Origin of the sequence: Cellulosimicrobium sp. Marseille-Q4280, assembly GCF_943181405.1 — a bacterium.
Classification (GTDB): domain Bacteria; phylum Actinomycetota; class Actinomycetes; order Actinomycetales; family Cellulomonadaceae; genus Cellulosimicrobium.
The window spans coordinates 136544-158471 of the sequence record NZ_CALPBY010000004.1 but is presented as its reverse complement, the minus strand read 5'-3'; the positions used below and the strand labels follow the sequence as shown (position 1 = coordinate 158471).

Genomic DNA, 21928 nt, shown 5'->3' with positions numbered 1-21928 from the left:
CCCGGTCACGCACATGGCTCCACCGATGCCCGACACGCTGTGCAGTGTGAGCACCGTCACGTTGTTAGGGTGAGCAGCATGCACAGCGCCGACGCTGTCGACCTCGACCTCCTGCTCGCGCTCCGCGACGACCCGCGGGCCACGATCGTCGCGCTCGCCGACCGTCTGCGGCTCTCGCGCAACACCGTCGCGGCACGGCTGGCGCGGCTCGAGGCGGAGGGCGCGTTCCTCGCGCTCGACCGGCGCATCGACCCGCACGTGCTCGACCACCCGCTCACCGCGTTCGTCGAGGTGCAGCTGCGGCAGAAGGAGCTGGCGCGCATCGTCGAGGACGTCGCGCGCATCCCGGAGGTCGTGCAGGCGCACGGTCGCAGCGGGACCGCGGACCTGCGCGTCACCGTCGCGTGCCGCGACACCGACCACCTGTTCCGCATCGACGCCGCCATCCTCGCGATCGACGGCGTCGAGCGGACCGAGACCTCGCTCTCCATGGGCGAGCTCATCCCCTACCGGCTGCAGCCCCTGATCGAGAAGCAGCGCCGGGGCCGCCGGGCGGCCGGAGCGTGAGCCGGAGAGCGTCGTCGTCGGACCTGTCCACGCGGAGATCGGAGGAACCGTGCCGAACCTGTTCGTCGTGGCGAGGAGAGGCACCTACGAGGAGTTCGTGTCGGTGTACGACCCCTCCGACGCGACCGCCTCGGACAGCACGGGGTCGACGGTGCTCCACGCCGCGCTGGGCAACAAGCCGGTCGTGCGGGCCCGGATCGCCGGGCGCCTGCTCGACGACGATGCCGACGCGGCGGCGGTCACGCCCGACGGCGTGACGACGGCGCACGTGCTGCTGGGACGCCCGCGGTTCGACGTCCCGACCGACGGACCGCTGCTGCGGCGGCTGTTCGACGGCGGGTGCGACCCGAACCGCGCGTCCGCGCGCTTCGGCACACCGCTGCTGACGCTTGCCCGCCAGCTGAAGTTCCCGGACGGCGCGCTCGCCCCGCTGTACGACGTCGTGCTGAGCGTCTCAGGTCTCGACCCGCTGTCGCCACCACCGCCCGCCCGGTCCACCCTCGAGAGCGTGAGGCTCCTCGGGGAGCGCCGGGCAGCGCTGGAGCGCCGGCTGACCGCGCTGCTGGAGGAGCGCGGTCGGGCAGCTCGCGGGGACGCGCCGCCGATCGACGCCGCGCGGGCGAGGGCCGTCGCGGAGGAGGCGCTCGTCGAGCTCGAGCGCGACCTGAGGGTCCCGCTCGCGATCTGGGAGGACGACCCGGGCGTCGAGCCGGTCGGCGACCACGGCGACGTCTGGGTCGTGATGTGGAACTCGGTGGAGTACCTCCGGAGCAAGGACTTCCTCCGGCAGGTGCTCGTCGGTCCCGTCGTCGTGCCCAAGGACGGTCGGCCGTGGTTCGTCCTCCCCACCGCCTACCCGGTCGCCGTCGGGCTCGACCGCTGGCGCCGCGGCGAGCTCTGAGGGCATCACCGCGACGACGACACGCTCTCCGTCCACCCCCCGAGCTCCCGGACCGGGAGGCCGTCGCGCGCCGGCACGATGCGCCGGTCCTCGCCGTCGACCCGCACGCGCACGGGGCGCGCGTCGGGCGCGCGGTCCGCGACGACGTCGTACGACACGACCTTGCCGTCCCGCCACCGCACGCTGACCTCGTAGCCGCCACGCGCGCGGAGGCCGGTGAACGACCCCTCTGCCGACCAGGCGGCGGGCAGCGCGGGGAGCAGGTGGAGGAATCCGTCGTGGCTCTGGAGCAGCATCTCCGCGACCGCGCCGGTGATGCCGAGGTTGCCGTCGAGCTGCATGGGCGGGTGCGTGGCCAGCAGGTTCGGCAGCGTGCTGAACCGGAGGAGCCCCCGGAGCATGGACCGCGCGCGCTCGGCGTCCCCGAGCCGCGCGAACAGCGCGGCACGCCACGGCCACGTCCACGAGCGACGGCTGTCTCCTGACACCGTCGCCTCGTCGAAGGGCACGCCGTCCCGCTCGCCGCACCTGGCCTTGAGGGAGACGAGCGCAGCGGCCCGCAGCTCGGGGGTCGCGGCAGTGACCTGCCGTCCCGGGAAGACGGCGAACAGGTGCGACGTGTGGCGGTGCAGGTCCTCGGGGTCGTCCCGGTCGGTCTGCCACTCCTGGAGCTGGCCCCAGCGGCCCACGAGGTTCGGCGCGAGCCGCGTCAGCAGCCCGGCGACGACGGCGCGGTGCTCCGGGTCGGCGTCGAGCGCCACCGCGCAGTCGAGGTAGTTCTCGAACAGGTCGCGCACGATCTGCTGGTCGTGCATCACGCCGTCCTCGCGAGGCCCGTGCTCCGGTGACCAGCCGTCGGGGGCGACGAGCGCGCCGTCGGGCCGCTCGACGAGCCGGTCCTCCCAGAACTCGCACACCTCGCGCAGCACCGGGTAGGCCGTCGCCTCGAGGAACGCGCGATCCTGCGTGAACGCCCAGTGCTCGTAGAGGTGCTGCGCGTACCAGGCGCTCGCGACGGTGTTCCACTCCCACGCGTTGCCGCCGAAGATGCTCTGCGACGTGCGCGCCGTCCACCCCCGGACGTCCGGCCCGAAGGCGTGCCGCGTCGCGACGCGGCTCGGCACCGCCACCTGCTCGACGAACGCGGCGAGCGCCTCGTGGGTCTCCGGGAGGTTCGTGGTCTCGGCGCCCCAGTAGTTCATCTGGACGTTGATGTTGGTGTGGTAGTCGCACGCCCAGGGCGGTTCGTCCTCGTCGTTCCACAGACCCTGCAGGTTCGCGGGGAGCCCTCCCGGGCGCGACGACGCGTGCAGGAGGTAGCGCCCGTAGGCGAACAGGGTCTGCTCGAGGGACGGGTCCTCGCCGCCGTCGGCGTAGCGCGCGAGCCGGCGGTCGGTCGGCAGCGCGAGCACGTCGGGCGCGGACGTCCCCCAGTCCACGCGCACGCGCGACATCGCCTCGCCGACGTGCGCGACGTGCTCGGCGCGCAGCTCCTCGTACGGCCGTGCGGCCGCCGCGGCGAGCGCCGCGTCGAGGACCGGCACCGGGTCCTCGCCCCGCCAGCCGTGGGCCGCGCTCAGGCGGTAGTCGGTCCGGGCGTCGACGAGGACCGTGAGGCTCGTGGCGCCGACGACGCGCAGCGCCGTCCCGTCCGACGTCACCTCGGCCGCGGGTGCTCCGCCGTCGCGTCCCGCGCCGGGCCTGCCGCTGCGCCCGCCGTCGCGCGCACCGGTGCCGCTCCCCGGTCCGGTCGCGATCACCTGCACCGCGGCCGCGTGGCGCAGGCCGTTGGCGAGCACGCCGCGGAACGCGAGCCGGCGGGCCTCTCCGTCGACGGTGGTCGGGGCGTCCTCCTGGGCCGAGTCGAGCGTGATGGTGGCGGTCAGGCCCGACGGCGCGTCGGTCGTGCAGCGCAGGACGAGGACGTCGGCGACGTGGCTCGCGAACGCCTCGCGCCGGACGGTCCCCGCCGGCGTCGCGAACGTGGTGGTGTGGACGCCGACGGTCGGGTCGAGCGCGCGGCGGTAGTCGGCGGACGCCACGGCGTCCGCGACACCGACCTCGCCGTCCGCCTCCGAGCCGTCGCGACCCGTGCCCTCGACGGCGATGCGGAGCACGCCGAACGCGCGGTACGACCCGAATCCCGTGACGCCGAGGTCGAACGCGTCGTCGGGAACGCCGGCGAGGGCGTTGTCGTAGCCGTTCGCCCCTCCCCAGAGACTGTGCTCGTTGAGCTGGACGCGCTCCTCGGCGATCCCGCCGAACAGCGTCGCGCCGAGGCGGCCGTTGCCGATCGGGAGAGACTCGGACGACCAGTCCGTCGCGGGCGCGTCGTACCAGAGCGCGGCCGGGGACCGGCCGGCGGTCGGTGCGGGCCGAGGGTGCTCAGGGGCGTGGGTCACGAGACCTCCGGGACGTCGTCGGTCGGGTGCATGGTCGTGAGCGGGGACCGGAGCCCGCTCACCGCAGGTCGCGGACGTAGGCGGCGGCGCCGTCGTAGGCGGCGATCCGCCGCTCGTAGTACGTGGCGATGATGAGGAGCAGGCCGCCCGCGGCGGCGAGCGTGAGCATCCACGGCCCGGCCGAGATGCGTGTCCCGAGCTGGGAGACGAACACGACGAGGATCTCCACCGGGAGGACCGCGACCCCCAGGAGGAACGGTGCCGCGAGGTGCATGCGGGTCCCGACGAGCACCGCGGCGAGCGCGAGGACGACGACGAGCATCGCGCGCCAGGTCCGCGCGTCCGTGTAGGTCGCGAGGACCGACGGTCCGAGCGTCGCGAGGATGCCCGGGGCGAGCAGCGCCCACGACCCGGCACGACCGAGGGGCCACGTCCGGCGTCGGGCGCCGGACGTGCGACCCGTGCCGTCGACCGGGACGGCGTCCGACCCGCCCGGAGCGGCTGGCACCGACGTCGCGACGAACGCGAGGTAGCCCGCGACGAGCAGCCCCGCGCCGAGCGGCAGCGAGAACACCTCGACGCGGAGCTCACGCGGCGACCACGCGCCGATCGCCGCGACGAGCGCGAGCAGCCACGTGAACCAGGCCGGAGGCAGGTCGTCGAGACCGCGCAGGGCGCGCCGGGCACCGACGACGACGAGCACCAGGAGGACGACCTCGACCGCCCAGGCCGCGGCGATCGCGCCCCACACGGGTCGCACGTTCGCGACGACGCCGACCACGACGAGCACGAGCGCAGGAGCCAGTGCCCAGCTCCGCAGCCCCGCCCGCCAGGACCGCGGCGCGACGCGGGCGGCGACCACCCCGGCTCCGAGCGCGCACGCCCCACCCGCGAGCGCCCACGCGGACCCGAGCCCGAACAGCGCTCCCCCGCCCGGCACGTGCGCCACGTGGAGCGACTCGACGGTCCCGGCGCTCGCCGCGAGGACCGCGAGCCCGCTGACCCGGAGCACCGCGGGACGTGCCCAACCAGGGGCGGGCCGGCGTCGCGACGCCAGTGCCGCCGCCCCGACCACGAGCAGTCCCGCGGCCGCCACCAGGCAGGTCGCCCGCACGTCCCCCGCGCCGGGCCGAGCGACGAGCACGACGAGCGACGGCGCGACGAGCAGGACCCCGCCGGCGGTCGCGAGGTCCCATCCCCGACGCCCTCGCCACGCGAGGAGCACACCGACGACGGCCGCCGCGAGACCGGGCGGCGCCGTGTACGCCTCGACGAGGCCGACGCCCGAGGCGGCGAGCGCCGTCCACACGGCGACGGTGGTGAGGACACCGACGAGCCACCAGACCGGCGTGCGGTCGGGCGTGCGCGCGACGAGCGCCGCGCCCACCGCCAGGAGCAGCAGGACCGCCACCGCGACGTCGGGCCCGGCCGCGGGCCGCGCGTACGCGAGCCCGACGGCGATCGTCCCCGTGAGCGCGGCGCTCGCCTCGAGCACCTCCCGGACGCCGCGCGCGTCACCCACCCTCACGTCGACGGCGTGCCCGACCCCGCGGGCACCGGCCGCGACCGTGGCGACGAGCGCCGCGACGACGGGCAGCACGACGGGCGAACCGCTGCCCGGGACGAGCATGGCGCCCGCGCTCACGACGGCGACGGACGCCGTCGGCAGGGCGAGCCCCGCGCCGACGAGCCGCAGCGCCGGAGCGGTGCCGGACCGGCGCGTGACGACGAGCACGACCTCGAGCGCGAGCATCGCGAGGCACGCGACGACGGACCACCAGCTGCGCGCGGTCGCGACGGTCGCGACCCCGACGACGAACGGCACCGCGGTGACGCCGAGGACGGCCCACCAGGTGTCCCGCCCAGCGCGCGGGACGAGCGTCGTCGCGAGCGCCACGACCGACGCCACCGCCGACACCGTGCACAGCGCCGCGACGCCGTCGAGGCCGGACCAGCCGAGCGTCACGCCGAGGACGACGAGCCCGTAGGCGTACGCGGCCGCGACGAGCGGCGCGTGCGCGGGCCGCGGCACGGCCCGACGCACCGCGAGGAGGAGCGCCACGACCGCGACCGCCCCGAGGGTCGCCGTCGGCCGCGACGACCACGAGCCGACGAGGAGGAGACCGGTCGCGGCGAAGACGCCCACGATCCCGGCGACCCGCCAGCGCGCCACGTCGCCGCCCGCCGTCGCGACGCGTCGTCGGGCGCACGCGACGAGCAGCACGGTCGCGAGCGTCGCGAGCAGCACGAGCGACGACACGCCCGCGAGCCGCGGGTCGAGCACGAGGCCGAGGACGAGCGCGAGGGCGAACCACGGCGCGGTCGCGCGGCCGGCGGTCGTGACAGGGCTCCCGGTCGCGACCGGGCCACCGGTGACGGCGGGCCCCTGGGTGCCGAGCGGCAGCCGGCCCGCGACGAGCGCCACGACGAGCAGCGCGAGCACACCGACGTGCACCCCGGTGGCGAGCGGCCCCGCCCAGAACGTGCTCTCCGCGCCGACCGCGGACTGCGTCCACCAGGCGTCGCTGCCGAGCGGCGCCGTCCCGAGCCGCACGTCGGGTCCGGCGGCCGCGCGCGCGACCACGTCCAGAGCGCGGGCGGGCAGCCCGAGCAGCGCCCCCGTGCCGAGCAGCAGGACGGTCAGCCCACCGCCGAGCAGGAGGTCCGAGCGGGACCGGGAGGCCAGGGGCGTGCCGCCACGGAGCGCCGTCGTGACGCGCGGGTCGCTCCCGGCCACGAGCGCGAGCCAGCCGAGGGCCGCGCTGGCGGGGACGAGCCCGAGCCGGAGCAGATCGTCGCTCACGCCGAGCAGCCCGGCGGCGAGCACGGCGGTGACGCCCGTCGCCGCGAGCCACGCGCGCTCGTGCGTGACGAGACGCAGCACGACGGCGACGACCGCGCACGCCAGCACGAGCCCTGCCGCTGCGAGACGCCCCGGCGTCCCGGGCGTGTCCAGGGCCGTCAGCGAGACCAGGACCGCCAGCGGGAAGAGGACCGCCCGCACGACCTGCGACAGGCGACGCTCGGGCGCGAGCGTGGAGCCGAGACGCGGTCCCGTGCGGCGCGCGACGACGCCCACCGCAGCGGACACGAGGCTCGCCGCGAGCAGCCCCAGCACCCAGGCCCACGCACGCAGGCCTGCCATCGCGACGAGGAGCGGCACCACGGGGGCGAGCACGACGGCGCTCGTCACCCAGGCGCGCACGCGTGCCCGGTCCCCCACGACGCCGAGCACGACGACGACGCCGCCGAGGACCAGGGCCCGCGCGAGCGCGGGGTCGACGCCGGCGAGCAGCCCGGCCTGGAGCGCGAGCTCCGCGTCGACGAGCGCGAGCACCACGGCGAGGGCCGCGACCGCCTCCGCCGACGACCGCAGGCCGGTGCGGCGCAGCAGGACCGCCGCGCCGAGCGTCAGGACGGTGACGACCCCGGTCGCGACGGCCCGCAGGGCGAGGGCGTCGCCGAACGTGAAGAAGACGAAGACGACCACGGACACGGCGAGGAGACCGGCACCCGCCGCGGCGAGGACCGGCTGCAGACCGATGCTCGGCGCGGGCCTGGGCGCGGGCGTCGGCACGGGCGAGTACCCCGGTACCGGCGCGTACCCGCGAGGAGGCGCGGTCCGGGGAGCCGCTCCCGCCGGTACAGGACGCGGCACCGTGGGCCGACCGGGAGCCGCACCGGGAGGAGAGGTGGGAGCGCCCACCGCCGGCACGGTGCCGGTGGGGCGGTGGGCGACGGCGCGCCGGTCGGGCGACGGTGCGTACCCCGCGCGCCTCGTGCTCTCGCGAGCCCACGCCGCGGCCTCGGGCTGGGCGGCCCGCAGCGCGTCGAGCGCGTCCTGGCGCCGTCCGAGCGCGTCGGCGGCCTCGCGCGACGCGCCGTCGACCGCGAACGCGAGCGGACCGACGAGGTCGAGCCGGCAGCGGTCGCAGCGGGTGGAACGCAGGGGCGCGGCGCACGCGGGACACGAACGGGTGTCGGGCAGCCGCGCCAGCGCGACGTCGACCCACGGCTCTCTCATGCGGACATCCTGGCGAACCGGGGCGCCCGCGGGGGCGCTGTCCACAGCGGGAACCGTGGCAGTCTCGTGAAGACCGAGGCGGTAGCGCCTTCTGAGGCCCAGTGGAGCCTGCCGAACCCGGGGTTGTGCGGCGTTCGGAGGCCGATGTGCCGCACAACCCGGGGTTCGGCAACCTCACCGGTCGCCGCCCCGACGGCCTAGCCGGCCGCCGTCTCGGCAACGTCTCCGATCGCCGTCTCGACGACCTCGGCCGGCCGAGGACCGCGGTCCACCGACGCAGAGCCCGGCACGGCGACCGCCGCGATCGCGGTCGTGATCGGGATCGCGAGGACGAGCCCGATCGACCCGACGAGCGTGCGCACGACCTCCTCCGCGATCTCGCCTGACGTGAGGCTCGTCGCGAGCGACTGGTCGGACAGGTAGACGGCCATGAGCAGCGGCAGCGCGGCGCCGACGTACGCGAACGCGATCGTGTAGACGGTCGAGGCGATGTGGTCGCGGCCGATGCGCATCGCGCGCGTGAAGAGCTCGGCCCGCGTGGCGAGCGGCGCGACGGCGCGCAGCTCCCACACCGCGGACGCCTGGGTGATGGTCACGTCGTTGAGCACGCCCATTCCGGCGAGGACGAGCCCGCACAGGACGACGCCCTGGATGTCGATCGCCGGTGCGTACTGCGGGATCCACAGGGACTCCTCGGACGTGAGGCCCGTGATGTTCGACGCGCCGGACCCCCACGACCCGATCAGCGCCGTGAGGGCGAGCCCGACGAGGGTGCCGAGCAGCGCCGTCGACGTCCGGGCCGTGAACCCGTGCGCGACGTACAGGACGACGAACATCACGAGCGACGACGTCACGAGCGCGACGCCGAGCGCGTCCTGCCCGGTGAGCAGGGCGGGCAGCGTGAACCAGCCGATGACGGCGAACGCGCCCGCCAGCCCGGCGAGCGCCGCGAGCCCGCGCCATCGCGCGACGGCCAGCACGACGAGCGCGTACGCCGCAGCGAGGATGCCGATCGGCAGCCCGCGCTCGAAGTCGAGGAAGACGAACGGTGTCCCACCGCCCGCCTCGGCCCCGGCGATGAACAGCACGCGCAGGCGGTCGCCCTCGTCGAAGCCGTAGGCGAGGTACTCGGGCGGCGCCTGCACGGTGATCTCGTCGCCGCCCACGTCCACACCCCCGGCGCGCGAGCCGTCGTCGAGCCGCGCGAGGACGGACGACGTCTCCTCGTCCACCGGCCCGGTGACGGTCGCCCGCAGGACGGAGCTGCCCTCGGCGGCGACGGGGATGCGGGCGGGGACGTCGTCGGCCGCCGGCCACAGCGCGACGAGCCCGGCGAGGGTCGCGAGCAGGAGCGGCACGAGCAGCGCGGTGAGCGTCAGCCGGACCCGGCGCGTGGCGGGGGCGGCGGGTCCGTGCGCGTGCCCGTGGACCGCCTCGGGTCCGCCGGGTCGTCCTGCGGCGCGGACCGCGCGGCGGGTGGTCGGTTCGGTCACCGGACGATGCTGACACGTCCGCCGGCCTGCCCGGGCGCCCCCGCGCCGTCGGGCACGCCCGCCGTCGCCTCACGGCCGGGAGGCCCCGGCCGGCACGTCACTCGGGGAGGGTGACGAGCCCGCGGCGCACGCCCGCGACGAGGCGGCGGGGCACGGCGACCTCCCGCCCGTCGACGACGACGGTCACGAGCTGCGGGACCTGCGCCTTCCACTGCGAACGACGGGCGCGGGTGTTGGAGCGGGACAGCTTGCGCTTGGGCACGGCCATGAGAGGTCCTTCCGGGGTCGGGAGGACGAGTCTACGAGGACTGATAACGGTTATCAACTGACTCCGCGGCGCGATGCGGACCGGTAGCATCCCACCCGCCGCGCGGTCGCGCGGACCCGACCGGGCGCGTCCCTGCGCCCCGCACCCGCCAGGAGCACCGCATGGCCACCGTCGACTACTTCCTCACCGGCGACCACGACGCCGCCCGTCACCAGCTCGCGACGGCGCTCCACGAGCAGGGCTTCACCGTGACCACGCAGCGCAGCGGCCAGTGGTCGGTCGAGCGCGGGAGCAGGACGAAGACGTTCTGGCTCGGCGCGTTCGCCGGCAAGCAGCAGCACCTCGTGTTCACGGTGGACTTCATGGAGCACGGCGGCGCCCTGGTCGCGCGCGTCCAGCGCCCCACCGGTCAGGGCGCGATGGCGGGCGCGGTCGGCGTCGCGCGGTCGAACAAGGCGTTCTCCGAGGCGGACCAGGCCATCGGGACCCGGCTCACGCAGGCCGGCATCCTCGCGGACGTCGTCCACGCCTGACGAGGCGCACGACGAAGGCCCGGGTCCCTCGCGGGACCCGGGCCTTCGTCACGCCGACCGGCCGGTGACGGCTCGGTCAGCGGGACGTCACTTGGCGACGGCCTTCTTGAGCAGGCTGCCGGCGCTGATCTTCACGCCGTAGCCGGCCGGGATCGAGATCTCCTCGCCCGTGCGGGGGTTGCGACCCGTGCGGGCGGCACGCTCGACGCGCTCGACGGACAGGAGGCCCGTGACCTTGACGGCCTCGCCCTTGCCCAGCGACTCGATGAGCACCTCCTGGAAGGCGTTGAGGGCCTTCTCCGCGTCCGCCTTCGACAGGTCGGCCTTGCTGGCGATGGCCGAGACGAGCTCGGACTTGTTGAGCGACATGCGAATCCCTTCCTCGGTTCACGACGCGCGGTGGTCACCACGCGTCGTCACGGTCTCAGTGTGCCAGCCGAGGGGCCGTGCACCGGGGACAACACTAGGGAACACGCGGAGTTTCGCGCGACTTCTGGCGCCTCAGCCGGCGTCGGAGGCCTCGGCACGGCACGTCGCGCACGTGCCGAAGAGCTCCACGACGTGCTCGATGTCGACGAAGCCGTGCGACGAGCCGACCGTGCGGGCCCAGCTCTCCACGCTCGGGCCGTCGATCTCCTCCGTGCGTCCGCACGAGCGGCAGACGAGGTGGTGGTGGTGCTCGGTCCGTGCGCACCGGCGGTACAGGTTCTCGCCCTCCGCGGTGCGCAGGGTGTCGACGACGCCGGCCTCCGACAGCGCCTGGAGCCCGCGGTAGACGGTCGCGAGACCGACCGCGTCGCCCCGGGCGCGCAGGTCCTGATGGATGTCCTGCGCGCTGCGGAAGCCGGCCTGCGCGTCGATCGCCTCGAGCAGCACCGCGCGCTGCCGCGTCATCCTCTGCACGACGACCACCTCCTCCGTCCGTGGAACGCCCGAGCATCTCACGGGATTCCGGAGGAGCGGGGCCGTCAGCCCGCAGCCTCGCACACCAGACCCTGCCGGAGGGCGTCGAGGTTCGCGCGCATGGCCGCCAGGTAGTCGGCCTCCTCGTCGGTGTGCCCCTCGAGCGGGTCGAGCATGTCGGTGCCCACCCCGAGGTCGTCCGCCAGGGTCCGGGTGACCTTGGGGCTCACGAGCACCTCGAAGAACAGGGTCTCCACCCCCGCGTCCTCGACGACGCCGCGGACCTCGCGCAGCCGGGCGGGCGACGGCTCCGCCTCCGGGTCGATCCCGGAGATGCCGACCTGGACCAGGTCGTACCGCTCGGCGAGGTAGCCGAAGGCCGCGTGCGAGACGACGAGCGTCGCGCCCGCGCACGCCGCGAGCCCCGTCGCGTACTCCTCGTCGAGAACGACGAGGTCGTCCTCGAGCGCCTGCGCGTTGGCGGCGTAGTCGTCGGCGTGGTCGGGGTCGATCGCGGAGAGCTCCTCGGCGACCTGGTGCCCGACGGTCGCGAGCCGCGTCGGGTCGAGCCAGAAGTGCGGGTCGAGGACGGAGCCCTCCGGCGCCGGGGCCGCGGAGCCGTTGGGCCCGGCCTCGAGACCGGCGGCCTCTGCGGTGTCCAGCACGTTCTCGGGGTCCCGTGCGGCGACCGCCTCGTCGGTCGAGGGCTGCATCCCCGACAGGTAGACGACGAGGTCGGAGCTCCCGATCTGGCGCACCTGCGCCGGTGAGAGCTCGAGGTCGTGCGGCTCGGCCGCGGGCGGGGTGAGGTTGCTGACGGCGACGTGCTCGCCGCCGACGCGCTCGGCGACGTACTCCAGCGGGTAGAACGAGGCGAGGACCTCGACGCCGTCGTCGTCGGCGCCGGCGGGCGTGCAGGCGGCGGTGAGCGTCAGGGCGAGGAGCACGCCGCCGGCGAGGGCGGCGCCGCGGGCGCGCGGGAGGGGGCGGGTCATGGGGTGCTCCGTGGGTCGGTGGTTCGGGTGCGGGCGACGGGTCCGCCGAGGGCGACGTACGACGGCCGCGGTACCCGGTCGACGGACCGGGTACCGCGGCCGTGCGTGCTGCGTGGAGGTGCTCAGCCCGCGGGAGTGGTCTCCTCGTCCGCGTGCTCGTGGTCCTCCTCGGAGTGGTCGTGCGCGTCCTCCTCGGAGTGCTCCTCCTCCGAGTGCCCGGCCTCGGCGTGCTCCTCCTCCGAGTGCCCGGCCTCGCCGTGCTCGGCCGACCCGGCCTCGACGTCGCCGGAGACCCCGTTGATCTCGTTGGGCTCGACGTCGAGCTCGACCGTGTTCCAGACCTCGCCGGTCTCGATGTCGACCGCGTGGATCGCCTGGTTCGCCGGGTCGGTGACGTAGGCGGAGCCGTCGAGCATGAAGATCGCCGGTCGCGGCGACTGCCACTCCTCGGGCTCCTCCCACGCGTCGACCACCGGGATGGAGCGGACGAGCTGCTTGGTCGCCGGGTCGACGACGTGGATCTGGCCGTCCGTGCCGAGCACGAGGGCCTCTCCCGCGTCGCCCCGGGCGAGGGAGCGGAACGTGTAGCTCGACGGGAGGTCGACGAGGGTCAGCTCGCCCGTCGCGGTGTCGGTGAGCGAGACCCGCGTGGGGCGCTCCAGCTCGGCGTCGGGGTCCGACTTGTAGTCGCCGAGGACGACCGTCGACTCCTCGCTGCCGGCCTGGTTGCCGATGCGGCCGTACGCGTCGGGGCTCGCGACCTTGGTGATCTCGCCGTCCTTGACGACGAGGACGCCGTCCTCGCAGCCGATGAGCACGGCCTCGTCGGCAGCCACGGCCTCGCCGTGGACGCCGGGGCACTCGTCGGACGCGGCGATCTCGGCGCCCTCGGCGTCGAGCACGCGGATGCCCGTGCGCGCGTCCTCGGTGCCCTCGGAGACGACGAGCGTGCCGTCGGACAGCTCGACGGCGACGCCGTGGTGCGCCTCCGGCGTCGTGAGCTCGCGCGCCTCGCGGGACTCGTCCGCGACGTCGCCGGAGTCGAGGACCGTGATCTCGCCGGTGCCGTCGTCGAAGAGCGCGGTGCGCCCGGCGTGCACGACGACGTGGCCCGGCTTCTCGGCGTCGAACATCACGTCCGTGAGCTCGGGGTGCGCCGTGTAGTAGTGCGAGTGGTCGCCGTGCGGCTCGGCCCAGGCCCCGCCGTCGAGCACCTGGAAGCCGCCCGTCGTCGAGACGAGGAGGTGGCGGCCGTCGCCGGCGCCGTTGAGGCGGTTGAAGCCGTCGAGCTCGAAGTCCTCCAGGACCTCGAGCGTCTGGGCGTCGAGGACCTGGATGCCGCCGTCGTAGGTGACGGCGAGGCGCGGGGTGCGGGACGAGGCCTCGCTCGGCTCGTTCGCGGTCTCCTCCGCGGCGGGCGAGCTCGGGGCCTCCTCGGCGGCGGGCTCGCCGGACGAGCAGGCGGCGATCAGCGCGAGCGGGAGGAGCATCCCGAGCGCGGCGAGCGGTCGGGTGCGGTGGCGTGTGAGGGTCATGCGTGGGTCGGGCTCCGCGTGCAGGCGTGCGGAACCCACTCCTTTCCGATGGGGACAGAGAGCCGCTGGGCGGTCTGGCGGCAGGCTAACAGAACTTAGAATCATTCTCATTCTCGTCGCGAGCCCATCCGCCACCTGCGCCACCGTGCGGTGCCGTGCACCCAGGCCGGCTCGCGACTGGCCCGGACCGCGGGATTAGGCGCTGAGAACAATTCTCAGTATCTTCTCGCCTGTGCTTCACGAGCTTCGGCGCCCTCCTGCGGGCACCTCACCGTCGACGAGACGTCAGGAGTCTCGACGGCCCCTCGCCCGACGAGCCGTCCTGCTCAGCAGCGTCCTGGCGGTCGCGGCGGTGCTGCTGATCGTCGTCTCGTGCGCCGTGGGGGCGGTCGCGGTCGCTCCTGCGCAGGCCGCACAGATCGTCGTCGGGCACCTGGTCCCGGGGATGCCGTGGATGAGCGACGGTTCTCTGACGATGCTGCAGGACCAGGCCGTGTGGCAGTTCCGCCTGCCCCGCGTGCTCCTGGCCGGGCTGGCCGGGGCCGGTCTCGCGCTGGCCGGGGCGCTCATGCAGGTCACCGTCCGCAACCCCTTGGCCGAGCCCTACATCCTCGGGGTCTCGTCGGGTGCGAGCGTCGGGGCGGTCCTCGTCATCGTGCTCGGTTCGGCCGCCGTCGGTGGGCTCTCGCTGAACGTCGCGGCGTTCGTCGGGGCGCTGGTGGCCTGCGGGTGCGTCGCCGCGCTGGCCCGCAAGGACGGGACCCTGTCGCCGACCCGGATGATCCTGTCGGGCGTCGCGCTGGGCAGCCTGTTCAGCGCGATCACCAGCTACCTGACGATTTCCACCGACGCGCAGAACGTGGTGAGCGTCCTGTTCTTCCTCCTCGGCAGCGTCTCGGCGGCGACGATGACGAGCCTCGTCGGCCCGGCCGTCGCGCTCGTCGTGGGGTGCGTCGTGGCCGCGGCCTTCTCCCGGTCGCTCAACGCCCTGCTCACCGGGGACGAGTCGGCCGCCTCCCTCGGCGTGGACGCCACGAGGCTGCGCGGCGGGCTGCTCGTCGTCGCGTCGCTGCTGACGGGGACCGTCGTGTCCGTCGCGGGGGGCATCGGCTTCGTCGGGCTCGTCGTGCCGCACGTCGCGCGCATCGTCGTCGGCTCCGACCACCGGCGCATGCTGCCCGTGACCGTGCTCGGGGGTGCGGTCTTCCTCATGGCCGCCGACCTGCTCGCACGCACGGTCGCCGCACCGACCGAGATCCCCCTCGGCATCCTCACCGCGTTCGTCGGCGCCCCCTTCTTCCTGTGGCTCATGCGCCGTGACGGCGCCGAACGGGCGGGGTTCGGCCGATGAGGGTGGAGATCGACGAGGTCTGCGTCACGCTCGGCGGACGCGAGGTCGTGAGCGGTGCGTCGCTCGTCGTCGAGCCCGGCGAGGTGGTCGGCCTCGTCGGGCCGAACGGCAGCGGCAAGTCCTCGCTGCTGCGCACCCTGTACCGGGCGGTGCGTCCGAGCAGCGGCACCGTGCGCGTCGACGGCGACGACGTGCTCGCGCTCGGTCCGCGCGAGGCCGCCCGCCGCGTCGCGGTCATGCTGCAGGACCCGCGCACGGAGTTCGACCTCGACGTGCACGAGACCGTGCTGCTCGGCCGCGGCCCGCACCACGCGTCGTTCGGCCGGGACACCGCGCAGGACCTCGCCATCCTCGACGAGGCCATGCGCCGCACGGAGGTCGACGACCTGGCCGACCGCATGGTCGCGACGCTCTCCGGAGGGCAGCGTCAGCGCGTCATGCTCGCGCGCGCCCTCGCCCAGCGCAGCCCCGTGCTCGTGCTCGACGAGCCCAGCAACCACCTCGACGTCAGCCACCAGCACGACCTGATGAGCACCGTGCGCAGCCTCGGCCGCACCGTGATCGCCGCGCTGCACGACCTCAACCTCGCCGCGCAGTACTGCGACCGCGTCGTCGTGCTCGCCGACGGCCGCGTCGTCGCCGACGGCCCGCCCGGCGTCGTCCTGACCCCCGACCTCGTGCGCGCGACGTTCGCCGTCGACGTGCGCGTGCTCGGCGACCCGCCCGTGTTCGCGTTCCGGCCACTGGCCCGCGCCACCGCGCACACCTCCGACCGCACCACCGCCCCCCGAGCAGAGAGCACGCACCCATGACGACTCCCCATGCCTCCCTCCCCTGGACCACCGCACGCCGCGCCACGGTGGCCGTCCTCGCCGCCGCGCTCCTGGCCGGCTGCGGCCAGTCGGTCTCGGCGGACCCACCGGCAGAGGCCGGCGCCGGCGACGACTCCGCACCGGCTCCCGTGACCCTGGAGAACTGCGGCCGCGAGGTAGTGCTGGAGGAGGTGCCGGCGGCCGCGGTCGGGATGCACCCCGCCCAGACCGAGCTGCTGCTGCGGCTCGGACTGGCCGACCGCCTGGCCGGTCAGGCGCAGGCGGGGGCGCAGGCGCTGCCCGAGGACGTCGCGGACCTGGCCCAGGACGTGCCGGTCATCGGCGACGTGATGCCGCCTGCGCGCGAGGACCTCCTCGCCGTCGGACCGGACTTCGTGTACTCGCCCACGACGTACGAGTTCACGGCCGAGCAGGGCTTCGCGAGCATCGAGCAGCTCGAGCAGGCCGGGGCGGCGGTGTACGTCGCGACGGGAGGGTGCGCCGAGCGACGGATGTCCGCCGAGGTGACGGACCTGTTCACCGACCTCGAGAACCTGGGGAAGGCGTTCGACGTGCAGGACGCCGCCGCGGAGCTCGTCGAGCAGAGCCAGACGGAGCTGGACGACGTCGAGGCGGCTGTCGCCGACGTCGACGAGCTCCGGGTCGCGCAGGTGTACGTCGAGGGCACGACGCTCTCCGCGATCGGCGCCGGCGTGGAGTACGACATCCTGCGTCGCGCCGGGGCGGACACCGTGTACGCACCGGACCAGTCCGCGTTCGCGGACTTCTTCGCGGCAACGGTCACGCCTGAGTCGCTCGCAGCGGAACAGCCGGACGCGCTCGTGTTCTCCGTCTACGACGACGCGCACGAGGCCGCGACGCGCGAGTACCTGACCACGACCTTCCCGGACATGCCGGCCGTCCGGGAGGACCGCCTCGTCGCCGTGTCCAGCGCCGACGTCTTCCCGGGCACCCTCGGCAACGTCTCGATCGTGCGCCAGATCGCCGAGCAGCTCTACCCCGACGCGTTCTGAGCGGTGCTCCATCGGCGGCTCCTCCACCTCGCGGGCGCGGCCCCGGGCGCGATCTGCGCCCTGGCCGCACTCGGCGTCGCGCTGTGCGGGGCGCACGTCGCGTCCGCCGTCCTCGCGGGCGAGGCCGTGGCGGCGGTCGTGCACGGCCGCGGGCAGGTGCTTGCGCTGCTCCTCCTCCTCGGCGTCGTCGCGGCGGTGCGCGCGGTCCTCGTCTGGGCCCAGGAACCGCTCGCCGCACGCGTGGGGGTGGCCGTGCGGGTGAGGCTGCGCGCCCGGCTGCTGCGTCAGCTGCAGGCCGTTCCCGCCGGCGAGCGCGACTCCGGGCGGGCAGCGGCGACCGTGCTCGACGGCGTGAACGGGGTCGACGCGTACTGCACCCGTTACCTGCCCCAGCTCGTCGTCACGGCGGTCGTCCCCCTCGGCGTCGTCCTCCTCGTGGGGACGCACTCCCCCGCCGCCGCGGGGGTCCTCGCCGGCTCGGCCGCCGTGGCCGTCCTCCTGCCCCGCCTGGGCGACGCGCGGCTCGTGCGCCACGGACGGGTGCGCTGGCAGCGGTTCGAGGAGCTCGCGGGCGACTACGTCGAGGCGCTGCAGTCGATCCCGCTGCTGCGCTCCTTCGGCGCGTCCGGACGCGCCGGCGACCGCCTCGCAGGACGCGCCGAGGCGCTGCGTGCGTCGACCATGCACCAGCTGCGCTGGTCCATGGTCGACACGGGGGTCGGCGTCCTCGCGATGCAGCTCGGGGTCGTCCTCGCCGTCGTGGTCACGCTCGTCGACGCCGCCCGCGGCGCCCTGCCGGTCGCCGGTGCGATCACCGTGATGCTGCTCGCCCGGGAGTGCTTCCGGCCCGTCACGGACCTCGCCCGGCACTGGCACTCCGGCTACCTCGGGCTCACGGCCGTCGACGGGTTCGACCGGCTGCTGTCGGCCCGGTCGGCGGTGACCGACGACGGCACCCGCTCTTGTCCCGCTACCTCGCCCGCAGCCGTCGCGCTGGAGCAGGTGACGTACCGCTACCCCGGCACCGACGTCGGCGTCACCGACGTCACCCTGCGCATCGCACCCGGCGAGACCGTCGCGGTCGTCGGGCCGTCCGGCTCCGGCAAGAGCACGCTCGCCCGGCTGCTCGAGCGCGACGTCGACCCCGACCGCGGCACGGTCCGCGTCGACGGCGCGGACCTGCGCACCTTCGACCGCGCGGCCCGCGTCCGCAGCGTCGTCGTGGTGCCCCAGGATCCGGCCCTCTTCGCGTGGACGGTCCGGGACAACCTGCGCCTGTACCGCCCGGAAGCGACCGACGCGGAGCTCGAGGACGCCGCGCGCGCCGCCGAGGTGCACGACGTCCTGCTCGCCCTGCCGCAGGGCTACTCCACCGTCCTCGCCGAGGACGGCGCACAGCTGTCGGGCGGGCAGCGCCAACGCCTCGCGGTAGCGCGCGCCCTCGTCTCCCGAGCGCCCGTGCTGGTGCTCGACGAGGTGACGTCCGCCCTCGACCCCGAGACCGAGCGGCGCCTCGTGCGCACCGTCGCCGAGCGGGACGGCCACCGCACGACGATCGTCGTCGCGCACCGAGCGGGCGCGTGCGCCCACGCCGACCGGTGGATCGCGCTCGAGGGCGGACGGGTGGTGGGCTCGGGGGACGGTCCGCCGACGGAGCGCGTCCTCGCCGGAGCCGACCGATGAGGCCCGTGCTGCGGATGCTCCCGGTCGTGCTCACCCACCGACGGCTCTTCGTCGAGACGGTCGTGTGGAACGTCGTCGCCCAGGTCGCCGTGCTGGTGATCGCGCTCTGGCTCGCCGCGACGGTCGGACGGGCGGTCGCGGGCGAGCCGCCGGCGCTCGGACCGACCACCGCCGGGCTCGCCGCCCTCTGCCTGGTCGCCGCGGGTGCGGCCTGGCGCGAGGCGTGGGTGTCGCACGACCTCGCCTACCGGCTCATCGGCGTCCTGCGCGGGCGGGTCTTCGACACGCTGCGCCGGGCGCTGCCGGCGCGTACCCGCCATCGGCACTCGGGCGATCTCACGACGACGGTCGTCACCGACATCGAGACTCTCGAGTGGCTCTACGCGCACACGGTCTCCCAGACGCTCGGCGCAGGGCTCGTCCTCGGGATCAGCGCCGCGGCATCGGCGGCGATCAGCCCTCTGCTGCTGCTCGTGTGGGTACCGCTCCTCGTCGTCGGCGTCGCCGTCCCCCTCGCCACGGCGCGACGCGCCCGAGACGACGGCGATGCGCTCGCGACGGGCGCAGCGCAGCTGCGCACCCAGGTGATCGACACCGTCCGCGGTCTGCGAGAGCTCGCCGGCGCCGACGCGCTCGACGTGCAGCTCGCGAACGTGTCCGAGCGCACCCGAGCACTGGGCCGCCTCCAGATCCGGGAGGCGTCCCGCCTCGGAGCCGAGCGCGGCATCGGCGACCTGCTGCTCGCGGCCACCGCCCTCGGCGCGCTCGGCGTCGCGCTGCTGGACCGTGGCGCGGTCGCACCGGGTGACGTCCCGCTCGCCCTGACCGTGGCGGTCGCGGGGCTCGGTCCCGCGGCCCAGATCGCCGACCTCCTGCGCAACGCCGGCACGCTGCGCGCGGCGGCCGCGCGGATCACCGAGGTGCTCGACCTCCCGCCCACCGTCGGGACGGACGCCAGGGTGGAGGAGCAGCGGCCGGACCGGCCACCCGCCGCGACGGAGAGCGGCCTCGTGCTCGACGCCGTGTCCTTCTCCTACGACGGCGCCCGGCCCGTCCTCGACCGGTTCTCGCTGCACGTACGGCCCGGGGAGGTGGTCGCGCTCACCGGACCGTCCGGGGCGGGCAAGACGACGGCCGCTCGGCTCGTGCTACGGCTCTGGGACCCCGACTCCGGCGCCGTCCGCGTCGACGGGACCGACGTCCGGGACCTGTCCGACCAGGCGCTGCGCGGACTCGTCGCCGTCGTCCCGCAGTCGTCCCCGCTGCTGCGCGGCACCGTGCGGTCCAACATCGTCCTCGGCGACCCGGACGCACCCGCGGAGGCGGTCGGACGGGCCGCTCGGGACGCCGGCCTCCTCCGCCCCGACGTCGGGCTGCCCCGGGGACTGGACACCCCCGTCGGCGAGCACGGCCACGGGCTCTCCGGAGGGCAACGGGCCCGCGTCGCCATCGCACGCGCTCTGCTGCGCGACCCACGGGTCCTCGTGCTCGACGAGGCGACCGCGTCGCTCGACCACGAGGCCGACGCGGCCCTCATGGAGCTGCTCGCCACCTCGCCGAGCCGCGCCACCCTCGTCGTCGCCCACCGACGCGCCACCGTCGACGCCGCCCATCGGGTGGTTCGCCTCGACCGCGTCGACGACGCAGCGGGTCGGTGCGCCTAGGCCCAGGGGTCGGTGATCTCCCGCAGGCGCTCGAGCTGACGGCGCAGGGAGGCCATGCCGCGCGCGCCGAGATGGGCGGTCCACTCCGCCTCGACGCGGGCGAGCTCCGCCGCGGCGACCCGGGACGCCGCCTCGCCACGAGGCGTGACGCGCACGAGGCGCGCCCGGCGGTCGGCCGGGTCGGGGACGCGCTCGGTGTACCCGGCCGCCTCGAGCTGGTCGACGAGGAAGCCTGCGGTCTGCTTGGTGATCTCCGCCGCCTCCGCGAGCTCGGTGAGCCGCGTACCGCGCGGCCCGATGCGCTGGAAGACCCGGAGCTGCGCGGGCGTCGCGTCGTCGAACCCGGCGTCCCGGACCGCGGTGTAGACCCGCAGCTCGAGCGCGCGGTAGGGGATGAACAGGAGCAGTCCGGTGTTGAGCTCGCCCTGCCGGCTCACGGGCGCCTCCGCGGGGTCGAGGGGTTGACCATCGTCAGTCCGACTGACTAAAGTAGTCAGATCATCGTATCAGTTCTGGAGGCGCTCCGATGAGTGCACCCGACTACTGGATGACGGAGGACGAGGTGTGGGCGGCCGTCGCGCTCGCCCGGGCCTCCTTCGTGGACCTCGTCACCGGGCTCGGCCCCGCCGACTGGGAACGCCCCAGCCTGTGCGCGGGGTGGCGTGTGCACGACGTCGCCGCCCATCTCACCCTCGCCCCCACCTCGACGCGCCGCGCGCTCGTCCGCGGCCTGGTCCGTGGCCACGGGAGCTTCGACCGGATGATGGACCTCCTCACGCGCGAGGCCGGGTCGCGTCCTCGCGAGGACGTCCTCGCCACCCTGCGCGCGACCGCCGGCTCCCGCCGACTCGCGCCGGGGACGACCCCGCGCGTCGCCCTCGTCGACGCGCTCGTCCACACGCAGGACGTCGCCGTCGCGCTCGGGATCGAGGTCCCCGCCCCGCAGGTCGCGGCCCGCGAGGCGGCCGAGCGCGTATGGGCCGTTTCGTTCCCCTTCCGCGCCCGGAGACGGCTGACCGGGTTCCACCTCGTCGCCGCCGACGTGCCGTGGCACCGCGGCGAGGGCCAGCAGGTGACCGGCTCCATGACCGCGCTGCTCCTGCTGCTGACCGGGCGACCTGCAGCCCTCGCCCACCTGGACGGGGACGGCGCCCGTCGCCTCGCCCGCTCGTTCTCGCCGCAGAACCGGGAGGAGCTCCCATGAGCACGCTCGCCCAGGTCCTCGCCGTCGCCGCCGGCGTCCTGCACGTCGGCGTCGGAGTCGTCGAGGCCTTCTTCTTCCACCGGCCCTGGGCCCAGCAGTTCCTGCTGCGCAAGCAGTCGTCGCCGCCCGAGGTCACGCTGTGGGCCTTCAACGTCGCGTTCTACAACATCTTCCTCGGTGCCGGCACCGTGCTGGGCGTCGCGCTCGCCGCGCAGGGGCTCATCGACGAAGGCCGCACCCTCGTGCTGTACACCGCGGGGTTCATGACGCTGGGTGGCGTCGTCCTGTGGATCTCCGACCATCGGCTGTGGACCGGGACCCTGGGGCAGTCGGGGTTCGGGCTGGCGACGCTCGTCGCGACGCTCGCGTCCTGACGGGACCGCGGCGGTCGGCCGTCGACGGGCCCAGGTCTTGAGGTGACCACCGCGGAGCAGCCCCTCGTCCACGACCCGCTCTGGCCGCGCGCGGGCGACTGGCCGGCGCCTCCCTCAGCGCGGCCGGTGGGCTCACGTAGCCGGGGTGCGGCGCTCCCTGGGTGCGTCCCGGCCTTCTAGTCCGC

19 protein-coding genes are annotated in these 21928 nt (G+C 75.1%); 10 read left to right on the top strand and 9 right to left on the bottom strand.

Translation table 11 applies throughout. The features are described 5' to 3' along the window. Positions 1–78 precede the first annotated feature (78 nt). Both NFS20_RS12110 and NFS20_RS12105 read left to right on the top strand, forming a co-directional pair. Positions 79–567, top strand: a complete 489-nt coding sequence (locus NFS20_RS12110; protein WP_251152275.1) for an Lrp/AsnC family transcriptional regulator — start codon at positions 79–81, stop codon at positions 565–567. A gap of 49 nt (positions 568–616) precedes the next feature. Next, positions 617–1468 carry a YrhB domain-containing protein gene (locus NFS20_RS12105; RefSeq protein ID WP_251152042.1) on the top strand — a complete coding sequence of 284 codons (852 nt, stop codon included), beginning with the start codon at positions 617–619 and terminating at the stop codon, positions 1466–1468. Positions 1469–1473: 5 nt separating this feature from the next. Here the strand turns inward: NFS20_RS12105 and NFS20_RS12100 are convergent, their stop codons facing one another. The 4 genes from NFS20_RS12100 to rpmF form a co-directional block, all read right to left on the bottom strand. Beyond that, entirely contained in the window at positions 1474–3870 is a 2397-nt protein-coding gene (locus NFS20_RS12100) for a glycoside hydrolase family 95 protein (RefSeq protein ID WP_251152041.1), read from the bottom strand. Between the two features lie 58 nt (positions 3871–3928). Next, positions 3929–7894 (bottom strand): SCO7613 C-terminal domain-containing membrane protein, encoded by a 3966-nt coding sequence (locus tag NFS20_RS12095; protein ID WP_251152295.1) that lies wholly within the window; start codon positions 7892–7894, stop codon positions 3929–3931. 197 nt (positions 7895–8091) lie between these two features. Then, a complete protein-coding gene (locus tag NFS20_RS12090) occupies positions 8092–9387 on the bottom strand; it encodes a YibE/F family protein (protein ID WP_251152040.1) in 1296 nt (431 codons plus the stop codon). Positions 9388–9484: 97 nt separating this feature from the next. Then, complete coding sequence (rpmF, locus tag NFS20_RS12085) at positions 9485–9655, bottom strand: 50S ribosomal protein L32 (protein WP_251152039.1); 171 nt, start codon at positions 9653–9655, stop codon at positions 9485–9487. A gap of 161 nt (positions 9656–9816) precedes the next feature. Here rpmF and NFS20_RS12080 point away from each other — a divergent pair, with 161 nt between their 5' ends. Next, positions 9817–10188 (top strand): hypothetical protein, encoded by a 372-nt coding sequence (locus NFS20_RS12080; RefSeq protein ID WP_251152038.1) that lies wholly within the window; start codon positions 9817–9819, stop codon positions 10186–10188. A gap of 87 nt (positions 10189–10275) precedes the next feature. On the opposite strand, the gene NFS20_RS12075 is transcribed toward NFS20_RS12080, so the two are convergent. The 4 genes from NFS20_RS12075 to aztD all read right to left on the bottom strand — a co-directional run bounded on the left by NFS20_RS12075 (position 10276) and on the right by aztD (position 13621). Further along, on the bottom strand, positions 10276–10557 hold the full coding sequence (locus tag NFS20_RS12075) for an HU family DNA-binding protein (RefSeq protein ID WP_021482680.1): 282 nt from the start codon (positions 10555–10557) through the stop codon (positions 10276–10278). Positions 10558–10689: 132 nt separating this feature from the next. Beyond that, on the bottom strand, positions 10690–11082 hold the full coding sequence (locus tag NFS20_RS12070) for a Fur family transcriptional regulator (protein WP_251152274.1): 393 nt from the start codon (positions 11080–11082) through the stop codon (positions 10690–10692). 74 nt (positions 11083–11156) lie between these two features. Then, positions 11157–12086 (bottom strand): metal ABC transporter substrate-binding protein, encoded by a 930-nt coding sequence (locus tag NFS20_RS12065; RefSeq protein ID WP_251152037.1) that lies wholly within the window; start codon positions 12084–12086, stop codon positions 11157–11159. A 122-nt stretch (positions 12087–12208) separates the two neighbouring features. Continuing rightward, the gene (aztD, locus tag NFS20_RS12060; RefSeq protein ID WP_251152036.1) at positions 12209–13621 is read right to left on the bottom strand and encodes a zinc metallochaperone AztD; all 1413 of its coding nucleotides are present in this window, start codon (positions 13619–13621) and stop codon (positions 12209–12211) included. Positions 13622–13853: 232 nt separating this feature from the next. Between aztD and NFS20_RS12055 the strand changes: the two genes are divergently transcribed. The 5 genes from NFS20_RS12055 to NFS20_RS12035 are packed head-to-tail and all read left to right on the top strand — an operon-like array spanning position 13854 to position 20165. Then, positions 13854–14972: a FecCD family ABC transporter permease gene (locus NFS20_RS12055; protein WP_251152035.1), complete on the top strand. Its 1119-nt coding sequence runs from the start codon at positions 13854–13856 to the stop codon at positions 14970–14972. Beyond that, positions 14969–15784, top strand: coding sequence for an ABC transporter ATP-binding protein (locus NFS20_RS12050; RefSeq protein ID WP_251152034.1), 816 nt, complete (start codon positions 14969–14971; stop codon positions 15782–15784). The genes NFS20_RS12055 and NFS20_RS12050 overlap by 4 nt, the downstream gene beginning before the upstream one ends. Continuing rightward, entirely contained in the window at positions 15781–16818 is a 1038-nt protein-coding gene (locus NFS20_RS12045; protein ID WP_251152033.1) for an ABC transporter substrate-binding protein, read from the top strand. Before NFS20_RS12050 ends, NFS20_RS12045 begins: the two co-directional genes overlap by 4 nt. Positions 16819–16821: 3 nt before the next feature. Beyond that, positions 16822–18501, top strand: a complete 1680-nt coding sequence (locus tag NFS20_RS12040) for an ABC transporter ATP-binding protein/permease (RefSeq protein ID WP_251152032.1) — start codon at positions 16822–16824, stop codon at positions 18499–18501. Beyond that, complete coding sequence (locus NFS20_RS12035; protein ID WP_251152031.1) at positions 18498–20165, top strand: ABC transporter ATP-binding protein; 1668 nt, start codon at positions 18498–18500, stop codon at positions 20163–20165. Before NFS20_RS12040 ends, NFS20_RS12035 begins: the two co-directional genes overlap by 4 nt. Here NFS20_RS12035 and NFS20_RS12030 read toward each other — a convergent pair. Further along, a complete protein-coding gene (locus NFS20_RS12030; protein ID WP_251152030.1) occupies positions 20162–20602 on the bottom strand; it encodes a MarR family winged helix-turn-helix transcriptional regulator in 441 nt (146 codons plus the stop codon). The two genes, NFS20_RS12035 and NFS20_RS12030, sit on opposite strands and share 4 nt — an antisense overlap. Before the next feature lie 89 nt (positions 20603–20691). On the opposite strand from NFS20_RS12030, the gene NFS20_RS12025 reads away from it, so the two are divergent. Continuing rightward, entirely contained in the window at positions 20692–21369 is a 678-nt protein-coding gene (locus NFS20_RS12025; RefSeq protein WP_251152029.1) for a maleylpyruvate isomerase family mycothiol-dependent enzyme, read from the top strand. Beyond that, the gene (locus NFS20_RS12020) at positions 21366–21743 is read left to right on the top strand and encodes a DUF1304 family protein (RefSeq protein WP_251152028.1); all 378 of its coding nucleotides are present in this window, start codon (positions 21366–21368) and stop codon (positions 21741–21743) included. The genes NFS20_RS12025 and NFS20_RS12020 overlap by 4 nt, the downstream gene beginning before the upstream one ends. Positions 21744–21928: the final 185 nt, after the last annotated feature.

Excerpts from the sequence above, each read along its gene's own strand:
- NFS20_RS12020 (WP_251152028.1), top strand. The coding sequence starts at position 21,366 with ATGAGCACGCTCGCCCAGGTCCTCGCCGTCGCCGCCGGCGTCCTGCAC.
- NFS20_RS12080 (WP_251152038.1), top strand. The coding sequence starts at position 9,817 with ATGGCCACCGTCGACTACTTCCTCACCGGCGACCACGACGCCGCCCGT.
- NFS20_RS12025 (WP_251152029.1), top strand. The coding sequence starts at position 20,692 with ATGAGTGCACCCGACTACTGGATGACGGAGGACGAGGTGTGGGCGGCC.
- NFS20_RS12075 (WP_021482680.1), bottom strand. The coding sequence starts at position 10,557 with ATGTCGCTCAACAAGTCCGAGCTCGTCTCGGCCATCGCCAGCAAGGCC.
- rpmF (WP_251152039.1), bottom strand. The coding sequence starts at position 9,655 with ATGGCCGTGCCCAAGCGCAAGCTGTCCCGCTCCAACACCCGCGCCCGT.
- NFS20_RS12035 (WP_251152031.1), top strand. The coding sequence starts at position 18,498 with ATGAGGCCCGTGCTGCGGATGCTCCCGGTCGTGCTCACCCACCGACGG.
- aztD (WP_251152036.1), bottom strand. The coding sequence starts at position 13,621 with ATGACCCTCACACGCCACCGCACCCGACCGCTCGCCGCGCTCGGGATG.
- NFS20_RS12065 (WP_251152037.1), bottom strand. The coding sequence starts at position 12,086 with ATGACCCGCCCCCTCCCGCGCGCCCGCGGCGCCGCCCTCGCCGGCGGC.
- NFS20_RS12070 (WP_251152274.1), bottom strand. The coding sequence starts at position 11,082 with ATGACGCGGCAGCGCGCGGTGCTGCTCGAGGCGATCGACGCGCAGGCC.
- NFS20_RS12050 (WP_251152034.1), top strand. The coding sequence starts at position 14,969 with ATGAGGGTGGAGATCGACGAGGTCTGCGTCACGCTCGGCGGACGCGAG.
- NFS20_RS12095 (WP_251152295.1), bottom strand. The coding sequence starts at position 7,894 with ATGAGAGAGCCGTGGGTCGACGTCGCGCTGGCGCGGCTGCCCGACACC.
- NFS20_RS12045 (WP_251152033.1), top strand. The coding sequence starts at position 15,781 with ATGACGACTCCCCATGCCTCCCTCCCCTGGACCACCGCACGCCGCGCC.
- NFS20_RS12110 (WP_251152275.1), top strand. The coding sequence starts at position 79 with ATGCACAGCGCCGACGCTGTCGACCTCGACCTCCTGCTCGCGCTCCGC.